Source organism: Streptomyces sp. NPDC002564, from assembly GCF_042889645.1.
GTDB lineage: Bacteria > Actinomycetota > Actinomycetes > Streptomycetales > Streptomycetaceae > Streptomyces.
Window position 1 is genome coordinate 76,872 of record NZ_JBIARE010000017.1, and the last position, 16,087, is coordinate 92,958.

15 protein-coding genes are annotated in these 16,087 nt (G+C 72.5%); 2 read left to right on the forward strand and 13 right to left on the reverse strand.

The features are described 5' to 3' along the window. Positions 1-4 precede the first annotated feature (4 nt). Positions 5-469 (forward strand): VOC family protein, encoded by a 465-nt coding sequence (locus tag ACFYXE_RS36070; protein WP_361166788.1) that lies wholly within the window; start codon positions 5-7, stop codon positions 467-469. Positions 470-537: 68 nt separating this feature from the next. Here the strand turns inward: ACFYXE_RS36070 and ACFYXE_RS36075 are convergent, their stop codons facing one another. Both ACFYXE_RS36075 and ACFYXE_RS36080 read right to left on the reverse strand, forming a co-directional pair. Then, positions 538-990 carry a carboxymuconolactone decarboxylase family protein gene (locus ACFYXE_RS36075; protein WP_361166785.1) on the reverse strand — a complete coding sequence of 151 codons (453 nt, stop codon included), beginning with the start codon at positions 988-990 and terminating at the stop codon, positions 538-540. Positions 991-1,172: 182 nt separating this feature from the next. Then, positions 1,173-3,293 carry an MMPL family transporter gene (locus tag ACFYXE_RS36080; protein WP_389320098.1) on the reverse strand — a complete coding sequence of 707 codons (2,121 nt, stop codon included), beginning with the start codon at positions 3,291-3,293 and terminating at the stop codon, positions 1,173-1,175. 280 nt (positions 3,294-3,573) lie between these two features. On the opposite strand from ACFYXE_RS36080, the gene ACFYXE_RS36085 reads away from it, so the two are divergent. Then, positions 3,574-4,443 carry a sigma-70 family RNA polymerase sigma factor gene (locus ACFYXE_RS36085; protein WP_389320222.1) on the forward strand — a complete coding sequence of 290 codons (870 nt, stop codon included), beginning with the start codon at positions 3,574-3,576 and terminating at the stop codon, positions 4,441-4,443. Positions 4,444-4,458: 15 nt separating this feature from the next. On the opposite strand, the gene ACFYXE_RS36090 is transcribed toward ACFYXE_RS36085, so the two are convergent. From ACFYXE_RS36090 to ACFYXE_RS36140, 11 genes are all read right to left on the reverse strand, one after another. Continuing rightward, positions 4,459-5,313, reverse strand: a complete 855-nt coding sequence (locus ACFYXE_RS36090) for an alpha/beta hydrolase (protein WP_389320225.1) — start codon at positions 5,311-5,313, stop codon at positions 4,459-4,461. 161 nt (positions 5,314-5,474) lie between these two features. After that, positions 5,475-6,995: an FAD-dependent monooxygenase gene (locus ACFYXE_RS36095; protein ID WP_389320101.1), complete on the reverse strand. Its 1,521-nt coding sequence runs from the start codon at positions 6,993-6,995 to the stop codon at positions 5,475-5,477. A gap of 93 nt (positions 6,996-7,088) precedes the next feature. Further along, entirely contained in the window at positions 7,089-8,627 is a 1,539-nt protein-coding gene (locus tag ACFYXE_RS36100; RefSeq protein ID WP_389320104.1) for an FAD-dependent monooxygenase, read from the reverse strand. A gap of 1 nt (position 8,628) precedes the next feature. Beyond that, complete coding sequence (locus ACFYXE_RS36105; protein WP_389320106.1) at positions 8,629-9,573, reverse strand: aromatase/cyclase; 945 nt, start codon at positions 9,571-9,573, stop codon at positions 8,629-8,631. 25 nt (positions 9,574-9,598) lie between these two features. Then, the gene (gene fabG / locus ACFYXE_RS36110) at positions 9,599-10,384 is read right to left on the reverse strand and encodes a 3-oxoacyl-ACP reductase FabG (RefSeq protein WP_361166770.1); all 786 of its coding nucleotides are present in this window, start codon (positions 10,382-10,384) and stop codon (positions 9,599-9,601) included. Positions 10,385-10,397: 13 nt separating this feature from the next. Continuing rightward, complete coding sequence (locus ACFYXE_RS36115) at positions 10,398-10,667, reverse strand: acyl carrier protein (protein WP_361166767.1); 270 nt, start codon at positions 10,665-10,667, stop codon at positions 10,398-10,400. 98 nt (positions 10,668-10,765) lie between these two features. Beyond that, entirely contained in the window at positions 10,766-11,977 is a 1,212-nt protein-coding gene (locus ACFYXE_RS36120; RefSeq protein WP_389320110.1) for a ketosynthase chain-length factor, read from the reverse strand. Continuing rightward, positions 11,974-13,245 (reverse strand): beta-ketoacyl-[acyl-carrier-protein] synthase family protein, encoded by a 1,272-nt coding sequence (locus tag ACFYXE_RS36125; protein ID WP_361166761.1) that lies wholly within the window; start codon positions 13,243-13,245, stop codon positions 11,974-11,976. The genes ACFYXE_RS36120 and ACFYXE_RS36125 overlap by 4 nt, the downstream gene beginning before the upstream one ends. Then, a complete protein-coding gene (locus ACFYXE_RS36130; RefSeq protein ID WP_361166758.1) occupies positions 13,242-13,571 on the reverse strand; it encodes a TcmI family type II polyketide cyclase in 330 nt (109 codons plus the stop codon). The genes ACFYXE_RS36125 and ACFYXE_RS36130 overlap by 4 nt, the downstream gene beginning before the upstream one ends. 135 nt (positions 13,572-13,706) lie before the next feature. Then, a complete protein-coding gene (locus ACFYXE_RS36135; protein ID WP_361166755.1) occupies positions 13,707-14,402 on the reverse strand; it encodes an antibiotic biosynthesis monooxygenase family protein in 696 nt (231 codons plus the stop codon). Between the two features lie 85 nt (positions 14,403-14,487). Beyond that, positions 14,488-15,951 carry an FAD-dependent monooxygenase gene (locus ACFYXE_RS36140; RefSeq protein ID WP_389320115.1) on the reverse strand — a complete coding sequence of 488 codons (1,464 nt, stop codon included), beginning with the start codon at positions 15,949-15,951 and terminating at the stop codon, positions 14,488-14,490. Between the last annotated feature and the right edge of the window lie 136 nt (positions 15,952-16,087).

The following is a 16,087-nucleotide window of genomic DNA, read 5'->3' on the forward strand; positions in this document are numbered from 1 at the left end:
CACGATGCCTGCGACACCGGCGCCGAAACTGATGACGTTCCTGACCTTCAGGAGGGAGGCCGAGGAGGCTCTGCAGTTCTACGTCTCGCTCTTCGACAACTCCGAGGTGCACCGGATGATCCGGGCGCGGGCCGGGGAGGCGGGGTGGGAGGAAGGGACGCTGCAGCACGCCGTCTTTACACTCGACGGGCAAATGTTCATGTGCACGAACATGCCTCCGCCCGGGGCCGTTGGATATGATCTTGCCCCGTGGGATTCGTACGACTTCTCCCCCGCGACCGCGATATACGTGCAGTGCGAATCGGAAAGTGAATTCGATCGTTTCTACACGGCGCTTTCCGAGAAGGGAGAGGTCATCATGCCGGCGGGCGGGTACGAATTCAGTGCCCGGTTCGCGTGGCTGACCGACCGGTTCGGGGTGTCGTGGCGCATCAATCTCGTGCCGGCCAGGGGTGCCCGCAGGCGGTGAGCGGTACGCAGAAACGGCTGAGGCCGGCCCGCCGGGGAGGGGGCCGGCCTCAGCCGTGTCCGGGTCGGTCAGCCCCAGGCGCCGGCCACTGCCTTGGTGGTGACGTTGAGGCGGTTGAAGAAGTTGGTCAGGGCGATCATCAGGGTCAGTGCCGCCAGACCCTTCTCGTCGTAGTGGGCGGAGACCCGCTCCCACACGTCGTCCGGCACCGGGTCGGAGCGGTCGGACAGCCGGGTGGCGGTCTCGGACAGCTCCAGTGCGGCGCGCTCGGCGTCGGTGAAGTAGGTCGTCTCGCGCCAGGCGGCGACGGCGAACAGGCGCTCCTCGGTCTCGCCGCCCTTGCGGGCACCACGGGCCCCGGAGTCCACACAGGGGCTGCAGCCGTTGATCTGGCTCGCGCGCAGGTGGACCAGGTCCAGGGTCGTCTTTGGGACACCACCGGAGTAGATCGCCTTGTACAGGTCCTGCACAGACTGGGTGGCGTCAAGGATCATCGCCGGGTTCTGCAGGCGCGCTTCCATGGTTCTTCCTCTCTTCGATCAACTTCTGACGCCGCTGTGGGGCAGCGTCACTTCTATGACGAACGGGATCGGGCATGTGTGACAGCGGCAGGCCCGCGGGTCTGCGGGGGCCTGGGGGCCGGGGGTGTGGGCGCCGCGTCGCGGGGGATTCGACGCGGCGCCCCTTCCGTCCGGCGCGTCGGTCAGGTGCCGACGTCGACGCGGGCGGTCTGTGACGGGCGCTCGCTGGGCTGCGGCGCCTCGTCCTCGGGATGGCCCGGGCGCCAGATGCGCGGGCCGATGCTGAGCGAGAGGGCGGGGATGAGCAGGCTGCGCACCAGGAAGGTGTCCAGGAGGATGCCGATCGCGATGAGCAGGCCCTGCTGCAGCGAGGACACGGTGGGGATCGCGGCCAGGACGCAGAAGGTGGCCGCCAGCACGACGCCCGCGGACGTGATGACCCCGCCGGTGACGGTCAGGCCGGTCAGGGTGCCCTGGCGGTGGCCGCGCAGCTTGACCTCTTCGCGGACCCGGGCCATCAGGAAGATGGTGTAGTCCACGCCGAGGGCGACCAGGAACAGGAAGCCGATCAGCAGCAGCCCCCGGTCGATGCGCGGGTGGTCGATGGCGTGGAAGAGCAGTGAGGCCGCGCCGACCGCGGAGGCGTAGGAGACCACCACCGAGGCGAGCAGGACCAGCGGGGCGACCACCGCGCGCAGCACCAGGACCAGCATGAGGAAGACGACGGCGAGGATCAGCGGGATCAGCAGCATCTCCTCGTCCTTCTGGGCGTCGGAGGTGTCCAGGACGATCGCGGTCTGGCCGCCCACGACGGCCCGGGCGCTGTCCCCTTCGCTCTTGTCCAGGGCCGTGCGCATCCGGTCGACGGTGTCCTTGGCCGCCGCGGTGTCGGGGGCGTCCTGGAACACGGCGGTCAGGTGGGTCCAGCCGTCCGCGGTGCGTCCGGTGTCGGCGGACTCCACGCCGGGCACGTCCTGGACGGTGCGCAGTGCGGTGTCGGCGCCGGCGGCGGGCACGTAGATGTCGGCGGGTGCCGCCGAGCCCGCGGGGAAGTGCTTGGTGAGCAGTTGCTGGCCCTCGACGGAGTCGACGCTCTTGGTGAACTGTTCGGCCTGGGTCTGGCCGGTCTCCACGGTGGTGGTGCCCAGCGCCAGCAGGGCCAGGACGGCCAGGGAGGCGGCCCAGATCACGCGGGGCCTGCGGCCCACGGCCTGTGCCACGCGGGCCCAGGCGCCGTGCTCCTTCTCGGCGCTGGCGTCGTAGCCGGGGGTGTGGCGCGGCACGAAGGGCCAGAACGTCCAGCGGCCCAGGATGACGAGCAGGGCGGGCAGCAGCGAGGTCATCGCCAGGAAGACCACCGCGATGCCGATGGCCACGACCGGGCCCAGGCCCTGGGTGGAGTTCATGCTGCCGAAGACGAGGCAGAGCGTGGCCACGCCCACGGTGGCCGCGGAGGCGGCCAGTGCCGGCAGGGAGCGGCCCACGGCGATCTGCATCGCCTCGTGCCGGTCCTCGTGGCGGTGCAGTTCCTCGCGGTAGCGGGCGATGAGCAGCAGGGCGTAGTCGGTGCCGACGCCCACGCACAGGATCATCAGGATGTACGCGCTGAGGCCGTTGACGAGCAGGCCGGCGTGTTTGGCCAGGAGGTAGACGACGCCGCTGGCGACCTGGCTGGCCAAAAAGACGGTCAGCAGCGGGATCAGCCACAGGACGGGGCTGCGGTAGGTGAGCAGGAGCAGCAGCGCGACGACGCCGAGGGCGGCGCCGAGGAGCGCTCCGTCCATGCCGCTGTAGACGTCGGCGAAGTCGCGGACGCTGCCGGCCTCGCCGGCGATGCGGATCTCGAGGCCGTCGGGTGCGCCCTTCTTGACGATGTCCTCGGAGTCGCTCACGGCGTCGGTGAGCACGCCGTTGTCGCTGGGGCTGGTGCGCAGCGGGTAGCTGAGGAAGGCGGCCTTGCCGTCCTCGGAGATCCGGGCCTTGGCGACGTCGCCGACGGCGACGTCGTCCTGGAGGGTGGTGCGGTCCGCCGCGATCTTGGTCCGGTCGGCGTCGGTGAGTCCGCCGCCGCGGGCGTAGATGATGATGGCGGTGCTGCTGTCCTTGTCGGCGAAGTGCTCCTCGGCCAGCTTGACCGCCTGGGTGGACTGGGCGCTGGAGGGCAGCCACGTCTCGGGGTCGTTGTCCTGTACGTCTCCCAGCTTGGCCGCAAGGGATCCGCCGGCCGAGATCAGCACCAGCCAGATCACGAGTACGGCCCACTTGGAGCGGCGGCCGCTGACCATTCGGGCATAGCGGGTCAAGAACCCGGCTCCGGCGCCTGGACTGTCACTGTGGGTGTCTGGTCGACGTCGTAGCGTTGTCATGGATGCTCGCAAAGGGTCAGGGAGCCTGCTCTCGACAGCTCCGGTCTGTGTCCGGGAGAGAGCGCGACCAGGGCGCGGCGCCCTGCGCAAACCGTCGGCTGCCGCATCCCGTCACACGCGGGTGGTCCCGTTCGTCACTGCTATGACGCCCGGCAGCGCGAAGATGTGACAGGCGTTTGTCACACACCGACCGGGATCGAAGGGGACGACGGTGGTCATGCAGGAAAACGAACGACTGGCTCGCGCGTTCGAGGAGAAGCGTCCGCGGCTGCAAGCCGTGGCCCACCGCATGCTCGGGTCGACCGACGAGGCCGAGGACGCCGTCCAGGAGGCCTGGATCCGGCTGCACCGCAGTGAGACCGACAGCGTGGAGAACCTCGACGGCTGGCTGACCACCGTGGTGGGCCGGGTCTGCCTGGACATGCTGCGTGCCCGCAGCCGCCGCGAGGAGTTCCTGGCCGAACACGCCGAACCCTCGGGCGAGCCCCGCACCGAGGAGACCTCCGACCCCGAGCAGGCGGCCGTGCTGGCCGACTCCGTGGGCCTGGCGATGCTGGTGGTCCTGGACACCCTCGACCCGGACGAGCGGCTCGCCTTCGTGCTGCACGACACGTTCGCCGTGCCGTTCGCCGACATCGCCGCGATCATCGGGCGCAGTCCCGCGGCCACCCGCCAGCTGGCCAGCCGGGCCCGCCGGCGCGTGCACGGCGCCTCTCCCCTGCCCGACCTGCAGCGTCAGCACAAGCTCGTGGACGCCTTCCTCACCGCCGCCCGCAGCGGCGAGTTCGAGCGGCTGCTGACCCTGCTGGCCCCGGACGCCACCATGCACGCCGACGACACGGCGGTCCGCATCGGCGCGGCGCCGCTGACCGAGGGCGCCCGGGGTGTGGCCAGCATCTTCTCCGGCGGCGCCGAGGCCGCCCGCATCGCGCTCATCGACGGGTCGGTGGGAGCCGTCTGGCAGTCCAAGAAGCGTCCGATCGTGGTCTTCAACTTCACCATCGAGGACGGGAGGATCGCCGCGATCGACCTGGTGGCCGGGCCCGAGCGGCTGCGGGAGCTGGACATCGTGGTGCTGGACGCCTGAGCGGCGCCGGCGCGCTCAGCTCCCGGCGCCGCCGTGCGCGGCGGCGCCCGGGGGCAGGCACTCCTCCAGGAAGGCCAGGGCCCGCAGGTGGTAGGCGCGGGCCGCCCAGCCCAGGCTGATGTTGTGGCCCGCGCCCTCCTGGCGTTCCAGCAGGACCCGGGGACAGGCGGTGAAGGCGGCGGCCAGGGCGGCCAGTTCGCTGTCCTCGTGCCGCCACCACAGCTCGTGCTCGGCGAAGGTGACCCGGACCGGTACCCGCACCCGGGGGGCGATCGCGGCGAACAGCCCCGGCCAGGACGCCAGGTCGGCCATCTCCTGCGCGGGCATGGGCGTCATCATGCCCGCGCCGTCGCGGAAGGTGCCCGGCGGGTACAGCCGCAGCGGCCCCCAGTGCCGGCGCCGGCCGCCGGGGCGGCCGTGGCGCACGTCGTCCTCGGCGTCCGGCGCGTAGCGGCGCCCGCAGCCCGAGACGTCCACACCGAGCAGCCGGTCGCCGCCCTCGGCCTGCGCGGCCAGCGACAGGGCCAGCTTGCCGCCGAAGGAGTGCGCAAGGAGCAGGACGCCCGCGCCCACCGGGTGGCGGCGGGCGAAGCCGGCGAGGGCGGCGCGCAGCAGCGGGGTCTGTTCCGCCACCCGCAGGCCGCCCGGCAGCGCGGCGGCGGACCTGCCGTAGCCGGGCCGGTCCACCGCAAGGACGCTGTATCCCAGGCGGGCCCCGAGGCGCAGCAGGGACAGGTCCGGGCGGGCCTGCCCGTGGAAGTACCCGGCGCGCATGCCGCCGCCGTGCACCGCCACGATCAACGCGCGCGGGGCGGCGGCGGGTTCGCACAGCAGGGCGGACAGGGCCGGGCCGCCCGTGTCCAGGACGATCTCACGGACCTGGCCCGCACCGTCCTCGCCCGGTTGGCCCGCACCGTCCTCGCCCGGTTGGCCCGCGCCGTTCTGGGCAGCGCCCTCGTGGCCCGCGCCCTCTTGGCCCGGGCTGTTCCGGCGCGGGGCGACGGCCGTGGCCGGGCGGGAGGCCGTCGCCACTACGCCGCTCGTTCCGGGCCGAACCACCGCTCCAGCGCGGCATCCAGGCCGTGCGCGGAGCCCGTGCCCGTCCACGCCACGTGGCCGTCGGGCCGTACCAGGACCGCGTCCAGGCCGGCCAGGACGTCGGTGGCGCCCTCGACCGGTTTGGCGGCGGCGGTCACCGTGTCGACGCGGCCGGCCCAGCGGGCGCCGGCGGTGCGCACCCGCGCGTCGTCGGCCAGATCCAGCAGGACGCCGCGGGCCGGGTGCAGCAGGCGTGCGGTGTCGCTCTCGCCGTCGGCGCCGCTCAGCGGGCGCTTGGCCAGGCGGCGGCCGAGCAGGGGGTGGGCGGGGGCGGCGGGGGTGTCGAGGTCGTAGCGGATGTCGAGGTGGCTGACGATTCCGGCGAGGTGCTTCTTGACCTCGTCGTGCTCGATGAGTTCGGCGAACAGGGCGCGCAGCGGGTCGGACTGCTCGCCGCCCAGGAAGACGATGCCCTGGGCGCGGGTGTTCATCATCAGCCGCTGTCCGACCGGGTGGCGTTCGCCGTGGTAGGTGTCCAGCAGGCCCTGGGGCGCGGTGCCGCGCACCGTGGCGGCCAGCTTCCAGCCGAGGTTGACCGCGTCCTGCACGCCGGTGCTCAGTCCCTGGCCGCCGGCCGGCAGGTGGATGTGGGCCGCGTCGCCCGCCAGCAGGACCCGGCCGCGCCGGTAGGTGTCGACCTGGCGGGTGGCGTCGCTGAAGGAGCTGACCCATGCGGCGCTGCCGGCGCTGATGTCCTCGCCGGTGATGTGCTGCCAGGCGGCGGCGACCTCGGCGAAGGTGATGTCGTCGTCGCGGTCGCGGGCCGGGGTGCCGTGCGGGCAGACGATGATGCGGTCCACGCCGGGCGCCAGGGGGGCCGCCATCACCATGCCGCCCGGCAGGCGTTCGCCCAGGAAGCGGGGTTCGAGCCCGCAGCCCACCACGTCGGCCAGGAACATCGTGCGGCTGGCGGGCAGGCCGGGGAAGCCGAAGCCGGCCGCCCTGCGGACGGCGCTCTGCCCGCCGTCGCAGCCCACCAGGTAGGCGGCGCGCAGCCGCCGGGTGCCGTGCGGGGTGGCGACGCTCACCTCGACGTGGTCGCCGTCCAGGAAGCCCTGGTGCAGCTCCTGTACCTCCCAGCCGCGCCGGATGTCCGCGCCGAGTTCCAGCGCCCACTCCTCCAGGACGGTCTCGGTCTCGTTCTGCGGGATGCCGCGGGCCCCGAAGTGCGCGTCCTCCAGGGCGGTGTAGTCGAACTGCACGCCGCCGAAGTGGCCCATGGGGCTGACCGCCAGGGTCTCGCCCTGCCCGAACCGCGGCAGCAGTCCGCGCTGGTCGAAGACCTCCATGGCCCGGGCGGTGAAGCCCAGGCCCCGGGACTGCCCGGTCGGCTCGGCGAGCCGCTCCAGGACGGTGACCCGGGCCCCGCCCAGGCGCAGTTCGCCCGCGAGCATCAGCCCCGCCGGTCCGGCGCCGACCACGATGACGTCGGTGTCCACCGCTGTTGCTGCCATGATGTCCTGCCTCTCCTTGCTCGGATGGGATCTGCTGGTTCGGCGGTGCTCGTGCGGCAGGGCGGTGGCGGCGGGTCAGGAGGGGGCCGCGGGTCAGCGGGGAGCGCCGAACCAGCGCTCCAGGACGGCGGCCAGTTGCCCGGTGCCGCCGGGGTCCTGGCTCGCCCCCGCCCAGACGACGTAGCCGTCCGGGCGCACCGCCACGGCGCTCACCTTGTCCAGCTCGCCGGGGTCGCTGTCGGGCTCGGGGCGGGCCACCACCAGGTCGATGCGGTCGGCCCACCGCTCCCCCACCGCCGGCACCCGGCCGTCCAGGCCCAGCAGCAACCCGCGCCCGGACCTGAGCAGTTCGAGGGTGGTGCAGGTGGCGCTGCCCACCCGGACCCGGGCGTGCGGCAGGCGCAGTCCGACCAGTGGGTGGCCCGTCCCGCAGGTGCCGTAGCGGATGTCCAGGCCGCTGATCATCGAGGCCAGGCGGGTGCGGGTCTGCTCCTGGGACATCAGCTCGGCGAGGACCGCGCGCAGCGGTTCCACCTCGGCGCTGCCCAGCAGCAGCATCGCCTGGGCGCGGATGTTGGCGAGCACGGCGCTGCCCACCGCGTGGCGTTCGTCGTGGTAGGTGTCCAGCAGGTCCTTGGGGGCGTGGCCGGCCAGGACGGCGGCGAGTTTCCAGCCGAGGTTGAAGGCGTCCTGCAGGCCCAGGTTCAGGGCCTGCCCGCCGATGGGCATCTGGCGGTGCGCGGCGTCGCCCGCGTAGAGCACGCGGCCGTGCCGGTAGTGGGTGAGCTGGCGGTTGGCGTCGTCGAAGTGGTTCACCCACAGCGGGGTGCCGGCGCTGATGTCCTCGCCGGTCACCCGCTGCCAGGCGGCGGACATCTCCGCGAACTGCGGGGGCTGGGTGCGCCGGCGTACGGCCGCGCCGAATTCGTGGACCATCACCCGGGTCACGCCGTCCGGGCGGCGGGCGGCGATGGCCAGGCCGCCGGGCAGCCGCTCGAAGCGGCGGTCCCGGATGTCGATGCCCTCGACGTCGGCGCGCAGCAGTTCGCGGGCGGCGCGCTGGCCGGGGAAGTCGGCCCCGGTCAGCCGGCGCACCGTGGAGTCCTGGCCGTCGCAGGCCACCAGGTAGCGGCCGCGCAGCCGCACCGGCCGCCCGTCGCGGCCCACCGCCTCGGCCTCGACGGCCTCGCCGTCCTGGACCAGGTCGAGCAGTTGCAGCCGGTGGCCGCAGTGGATGTCCGCGCCCAGCGAGAGCGCCCACTCCTCCAGCACCGACTCCGTCTTGGTCTGGGGCACCTTGTGCTGGCCGGGGTAGGCGCCGGGCAGGGTGAGGTCCAGGGGCAGGCCGCCGAAGTGTCCGCGGGGTTCGGTGGGCGCCCTGCCCAGGTCGGTCAGCAGGCCGCGGCTGTCGAAGAGCTCCATGGTGCGGGCGTGCAGGGTGGAGGCCCGGGACTCCTTGGTGGGGCGGTGGCGCTGCTCGACGACGGCCACCTGGATGCCGTGCAGGCACAGTTCGGCGGTGAGCAGCAGTCCCACGGGGCCGGCCCCGACGACGATGACCTGGGTCTCCAGGACGTCGCCGGTGCGGCCCGGGCCGGCCCGGCGGGTGTGCTGCGCGTCCTGCGCGGCCATGTCAGTGCTTCCGCTCCGCGTAGTCCTTGGCATGCCCCAGCGTGGCGCGGCTGTTGGTGCTCAGCGCGCTGTGCACGTACGCGCGGGCGTCGGCGACCGTGGCCTGGTCGCCGAGCACCTTGGCGATGCTGGCGGTGTTGAGGGAGACGGTGTGCTGCGAGCTCGCCTCGGTGGTGCCCCGGCCGGTCTCGGTGAACGTCCACACCCCGGTGTGCAGGGTCATCAGGGCGGGCAGCGTGACCTGCTTGTAGGCGATCTTCCGGGAGTCGAGGGCGACCCGGTAGGACTTGGTGGTGTGCACCGAGCCGTCCTTGGCGCGGGTGTCCATCTCCAGGGTCTGCAGGCCCGGGGTGGGCTCCTCGAAGCGTACGGTGGCCACGTGCGGCAGCCGTTCGGGCCAGCGGCCGGCCTCGTTGACGAAGTCGAAGAGGTCCTGGGCCGCGCCGTGGACCTCCACGGTGTCGGTGAAGGAGAAGACCAGGTCCTCGGTCTCGGCGGCGTGGGCGCGCTTGACGTTCTCCTCCAGGGCGGCCAGCTCCGAGGTGCTGTTGGTGTCCACGGCCTTGTCGATCCACTGCAGGTCCTGCGGGTCGTCGTCGATGGCCCGGTAGTCGTGCAGCAGCCGGACCCGGGAGCGGTCGGGGCCCAGCGGCTCGACGATCCAGGTGCCGCCCATCGCGGCGACCGGGGCGGTGGTGATCTCCTGGCGGAAGTCGATGCGCAGGCCCTGGGGGTCCAGGGTGCGGCGCGAGGTCCAGTTCTTGGCCTCGCCGTTGGCGGTGGCCCAGATGTGGATGCGCTCCTGGTTCTCGCCCGTCTCCTGGCGTTCGACGTGGATGGTGGGCGGGAAGATCTGCGGCCAGTGGCTCACGTCCGCCAGCAGGCGGTAGATCGTGGCCGCGGGCGCGCCGATGGTGATCTCGTGCTCGACCTGACGCGTCGTCATGAGTGCTGCTCCTTGTCGGGGGCGGTCAGAAGTTGCCGAGTCCGCCGCAGACGTTGAGCGCCTGGGAGGTGATGGAGGCGGCGGTGTCCGAGGCGAGGTAGCCGATCAGGCCGGCGACCTCCTCGGGGGTGCTGTAGCGGCCGAGCGGGATCTTGGCCTGGAACTTGGTGAGGATGGCGTCCTCGGTGGTCTCGTAGGCGGCGGCGTAGCCCTGGCGCACCCGCTGGGCCATCGGCGTCTCCACGTAGCCGGGGCAGACGGCGTTGACGGTGATGCCGGTGGGGGCGAGCTCGTTGCCCAGTGCCTTGGTGAAGCCGACGACGCCGTGCTTGGAGGCGGAGTAGGGGGCGCCGAGTACGACGCCCTGTTTGCCGGCGGTGGAGGCGACGTTGATGATGCGGCCGCGGCCCTGGTCGCGCATGCCGCCGGTGGTGAGGACCTCGCGGGTCATGCGGAAGACGCTGTTGAGGTTGGTGGCGATGACGTCGTCCCACAGCTCGTCGGCGATGTCGGCGGTGACCCCGCCGCCGGAGCGGCCGGCGTTGTTGACCAGGACGTCGACGGGGCCGTAGCGCTCGACGGCGGCCCGCACGAAGGACGTGACGGAGGCGCCGTCGCGTACGTCGAGGGCGGCGCCGTCGACGTCAAGGCCCTCCTCGCGCAGGGCCTTGACGGTCGAGGCGACGTTCTCCGCGGTGCGGGCGCCGAGGAACACCTGGTGTCCCTGGCCGGCCAGGAGCCGGGCCGCGGCCAGGCCGATGCCGCTGGTGGCGCCCGTGACGAGCGCGACGCGGGGGGTGGTCTGGGTCATGTCGGGTGTCCTTTCAGGCCACGCGGGCGGCGGCCAGCCGCTCGTTGACGGTGTGGATCAGTTCCCGGGGCGTGACGGCGTCGGTCAGCGCGTCGTCGTCCAGGCAGATGTCGTACTCGCGCTCGATACAGCCGCCGGTCTCCAGCAGGGCGAGCGACTCGTAGCCCAGCTGCCCGAACGTGGTGTCCAGGACGTCCTGGTCGGGGTTGCCTGCCTCGTCGGCGCCCGCGGCCTCCAGGAGGATGCGCTTGAGGTCGTCGAGGGTGAAGCGGGGGTCCGTCATGTCGGTCTGCTTCCTTCGTCTCGGGCTCGGTCGGCGCGGCGGTGCTGCGCCGTGGGTGCGGCCGCGGGTGGGGTGCTCTCGGGTGGGTGGCGCCCGGTTCACTGCCCGCCGCGCACGACCATCGCGGAGTTGAATCCGCCGTGGCCGCGGGCCAGCACCAGCGCGGTGCGCAGCGTGGCCGGGCGCACCTGGTAGAGCACCAGGTCCAGGTCGTACTCGGGGCAGGGGTCGATGTGGACGGTGGGCGGGATGACGCCGGCCCGCATCGCGAGGAGCGCGCAGGCCACGTCCAGGGGTGCGGCGCCGGAGTGCAGGCGGCCGGTCATCGTCTTGGGCACGGTGACCGGGACCCGGCCGGAGCCGAAGACCTCGCTGATCGCCTCGGCCTCGGCCCGGTCCAGTTCGGGTACGCCCGCGCCGTCGGCGAAGACCACGTCGATGTCCTGGGGGGCGGCGTCCGCGTCGTCCAGGGCGATGCGGATGGCGGTGCGCAGGCTGGAGGGGCGGCCGCTGCCGGGCGGCGGGTCGAAGGTCGCCCCGTAGCCGGAGATCTCGCCGTACACCTGCGCGCCGCGGTCGCGGGCCGAGGCGGCGGATTCCATGATGAAGATCGCCCCGCCCTCGCCGGGCACGTAGCCGCGGGCGTCGCGGTCGAAGGGCAGGTAGGCGCGGGTGGGTTCGTCGCTGTCGCTGAGGTGGCCGCCCGCGAGCTGGGCCACCCAGCCCCAGGGGCAGACCGAGGCGTCGACGGCGCCGCACACCATCAGTGGGGTGCCCTTGCGCACCAGCCGCCGGGCCTGGGCCAGCGCGTCCAGGCCGCCGGCCTGGTCGCTGACGACGACGCCGCTGGGGCCCTTCATGCCGTGCCGGATGGAGATCTGGCCGCTGTTGACCGCGTAGAACCAGGCGAAGGACTGGTAGGCGGAGACGAACTGGCTGCCCTTGGACCACAGTTTCTGCAGCTCGTCCTGGCCGAACTCGAAGCCTCCGGCGTGGCTGGCGGTGACGACGCCCATGTCCAGCGCGTCGAAGGAGTCCGGGGCCACGCCCGCGTCGGCCAGTGCCCAGTCCGCCGCGGCCAGCGAGAGCCGGGTGACCCGGTCGGTCTGGGCGAGGAGGCGGCCGGGCAGGTGCTCGGCGGCCTCGAAGCCCGGTATCTCCCCGGCCAGTTGGGCGGGGTAGCCGGAGGGGTCGAAGCGGGTGATGCGGCCGATGCCGCTCTTGGCGCCCAGCGTGGAGGCCCAGTAGTCGGCGGCGCCCAGGCCGTTGGGGGCGGCGATGCCCATGCCGGTGACCGCGACCGCAGTCATACGGTGCTCCTTTGCGCGGAGGTGAGCACCATGGCGCTCTGGAATCCGCCGAAGCCGCTGCCGACCGTCAGCACGGAGTCGACCCGCTGGTCGCGGGCCGTCAACGGGACGTAGTCCAGGTCGCATTCGGGGTCCGGCGTGTGGAGGTTGGCGGTGGGCGGCACGACGTCGTACTCCATCGCCAGGGCGGAGGCGGCGATCTCGATGGAGCCGATGGCGCCCAGCGAGTGGCCCACCATCGACTTGATCGAGCTGACCGGCGTGCGGTAGGCGTGCTCGCCCAGGGCCCTTTTGAACGCGGCGGTCTCGTGCCGGTCGTTCTGCTTGGTGCCCGAGCCGTGGGCGTTGATGTAGTCGATGGCCGTGGGGTTCATCCGGGCCTCGTCCAGGGCCAGGCGGATGGCCTCGGCCATCTCCGCGCCGTCCGTGCGCAGTCCGGTCATGTGGTAGGCGTTGGAGCGGGTGGCGTAGCCGGCGATCTCGGCGTAGATGTGCGCGCCCCGGGCCCTGGCGCTCTCCAGTTCCTCCAGGACGAAGAAGGCGGCGCCCTCGCCGAGCACGAAGCCGTTGCGGGTGCTGTCGAAGGGGCGCGAGGCCCGCTCGGGTGCGTCGTGGCGGGGCGTGGTGGCCTTGATCGCGTCGAAGCAGGCCATGGTGATGGGTGAGATGGGTGCGTCCGAGGCACCGGCGACCATGAGGTCGACGCTGCCCTCGCGCACCAGCTCGACGGCGTAGCCGACCGCGTCGATGCCGGAGGTGCAGCCGGTGGAGACGACGGTGGAGGGTCCCTCGGCGCCGACCGCCCAGGCCACCTCCGCCGCGAAGGAGCTGGGCACCAGGTAGTTGTACAGGTGCGGCACGGCGTAGCGGTGGTCGACCAGGTCCAGGCGGCCGCCGTCGCTGACGACGCGGTATTCGGTGTCCAGGCCCATGGTGGCGCCGACCGCGCTGCCCACCACGACGCCGATGCGGTGGCGTTCGTGTGCGGCCAGTTCGGCGCCGCTGTCCTGGACCGCGCTGCGGGCGGTGACCACGGCGAACTGTGCGGCGCGGTCCATGCGGCGCACTTCCTGGGGGGTCAGGCCGTGTTCGAGGCCGCAGAAGTCGGCCTCGGCCGCCACCCGGGAGCGGAACGGCGCGGGGTCGAAGAAGGTGATGCCGCGGGTCGCGGTGCGCCCCTCGCTGATGAGCTGCCAGAACTCCTTGCGGCCCAGGCCGCCGGGGGCCAGGACCTCCAGGCCGGTGATGACGACGCGGCGCTGTGTCATGCGCCGGCCTCCCAGGTGTAGAAGCGCCGGGCCATGGCGTCGGCCGGGGAGCGCCAGGTCGCCGGGTCGTAGGCCTCGATGTGCGGCTTGAGGTCGTCGCTGATCCTGACGAAGCGCGGGTCGTCCTTGGCCAGCTCGATCCGCTCGCCTCCGTCGTCGCTGTCGAAGTCCTGGAGGTGGAAGTAGAGGCCGCGGTAGGCGAAGAGTTGGCGGCGCCGGGTCCCCATCCGGTGGGGCATGTCCGTGGCGTCGAAGTCGGTGAACAGGTCGGCGACGCTGCGGCTGGAGTCGATCGCCATCCGGGCCACGATCAGCGTGCTGTGCATACCTCGCTCCTTGCGGTGGGCGCCGGGCGCTGGGCACGACAGGGGGGCGGGGCCGGCGGGCCGGCGTCGAGCGGGGCCCGGCGCCGGGCGCCGGGTGTGCTCGCGGGCCTGCCCGCACGGCCGGGGCGGGTGGTCTCAGGCGCCGGCGGCGCGGCTGTGGACCACCCGGTAGGAGTTCCAGTCGCTCTCGGTCTTCAGGGCGTTGATGCGCGCCTCGGACTTCTGGCGGGTCTCGGACTGCTGGGCGGCGGCCTGGTGGCGGTGGGCGTCGTACTGCTCCTTGTCGGCCCACTGCGAGTAGACGACGACGAAGGGGCCGTCCAGGAAGCGGGCGCGCAGCCCCTTGAAGACGCTGTGCGAGCGGTAGCCGGGCACGTCCAGGAGCCAGGACTGGCCCTCGCCCAGTTCCGCGATCAGCTCGTCCTGGTTGCCCTCGGCGACCTTGAAGATCTCGATGACGGTGTGGTCGTCGCGGTCGGGCGAGACCTCGGTGCGTCCGCCCTGGGAGGGGTGGCGCTGGGTGTGCACGATCTCGCTCTGCAGCAGCCGGATCGAGGTCGTGATGTCCTGGAAGACGGGCAGCGTGCGGTGCTTGAACTCCTCGCCCGCGTACCGCTTCTCCAGGTCCTCGCCGCTGCGCCACTGGATGAAGTTGGCGGTGCCGGGGCTGTCCTGGCCGGCGTGCACGGTGGAGGAGATCCAGCCCTCGAAGGCCGCGGTGTCGACGATCTTGCGCATCTCCTGCAGGAGCTTGTCCTGCTTGTCGGGCTGGTCGGTGGTGAACAGGTTGAGGACGGTCAGGTGCTTGTCCTGCGTGGAGATGTACGGCATGGCGGGGTGTCACTTCCTGTCAGGGGTGGACTCAGGAGTGGGGTCGTGGGGTGGTGCGGGGGGGGCGCGGGCGGCGCCGCGGGGATCAGGCGGCGGGGCCGAACCAGCGCTCCAGGGCCTGGGGCAGGGAGCTCGCGTCCTGGTCGGGCGAGATCCAGGCGATGTAGCCGTCGGGGCGCAGCAGGATGCCCTCGGCGTCGGGGAGGTCCTCGCCGCGCTCGGCCTCGACGATGTCGACGCGGTCCGACCAGGGCTTGGCGGTGTCCAGCAGCGGCCGTTCGCCGCCGAGGTCGAGCAGGACCCCGCGGCCGCCGTGCAGCAGGGGGTAGAGGGTGGTGCGCTGCCCGTCGCGGGTCAGCGAGCCGTCCTCCAGGCGCCGGCCGAGCAGCGGGTGCCCGCCCGCGCCCACCTCGTGGCGGATGTCGAGTCCGGTGACCATGCCCACGAGGTGGCGCTGCACCGAATCGAACTGCGTGAGCTCGGTGAAGACGTCGAGCAGCGGGGTGATCTCCTCGCCGCCCAGGTAGAGGATGCGCTGCGCCAGGGTGTTGGTGAGGATGCGGGCGCCGACCGGGTGGCGCTCGCTGTGGTAGGTGTCCAGCAGGTCCTGGGGGGCCAGGCCCTTGAGGACCAGGGCGAGCTTCCAGCCGAGGTTGACCGCGTCCTGCACGCCGGCGCTCATGCCCTGGGCGCCGATGGGCAGGTGGATGTGGGCGGCGTCGCCCGCCAGGAACACCCGGCCGCGCCGGTACTGGGCGGCCTGCCGGCTCACGTCGGTGGTCGAGGACACCCACAGCGGGGTGGCCGCGTGGATGTCCTCGCCCGACAGCTTCTGGAAGGTGTCGGCGACCTCCTCGAAGGTGATCGGGTCCGCGCTCTGGCGCAGCGGTTCGCTGCGGTCGTAGTAGATGATGCGGCTGCGGTCCGGGCCCAGCGGCAGCACCATGATCATGCCGTCGGGCACCCGCTCCCCGGCGAAGCGCGGCCGCAGCCGTACTCCGGCGACATCGGCGAAGCGCAGCTCGATGGCCGGCTCGGTGCCGGGAAAGTCGATCCCGGCGGCCGTGCGGACCGCGCTGCGGGCGCCGTCGCAGCCGATGACGTAGCGGGCGCGCAGGGGGGTGCTGTCGTCGCCCGAGATCTGCAGGCTCACCCCGTCGTCGTCCTGGGTCAGGCCGGTGACCTCGACGGACCGGCGGATGCGGGCGCCCTGTTCGGTGGCCCAGCCGGCCAGCATCGCCTCGGTGCGGGACTGGGGTATGCCGCGTGCGCCGTACGAACCGCCGCTGAGCACCCGGTAGTCGAGCGGCACCCCGCCGAAGTGGCCGCCCGGGATGACGTCGACGTCGCCCAGGCGGGCCAGCAGTCCGCGCTGACCGAATTCCTCGATGGTGCGCGCGGAGAATCCCAGGGCGCGTGACTGCTGCATCGGCTCGGCGAGCCTGTCGAGCACAAGAACGGAAATTCCCTGCAGTCCGAACTCGCCCGCCAGCATGAGTCCCGTGGGGCCCGAACCTACGATGATCACGTCCGCGTCATAGTTTTCCATCGTCGCCCATCCGCCCTCTTCTGGTTGATGTGCCATGAGTATGGACAGCAGCGGAGCGGGCGGTAAAGGGACATCGGTACAGGGCTTCTACAGCCCGGTACAGAAACGTGCGGAGAATGTCAGATCTTCTACAGGC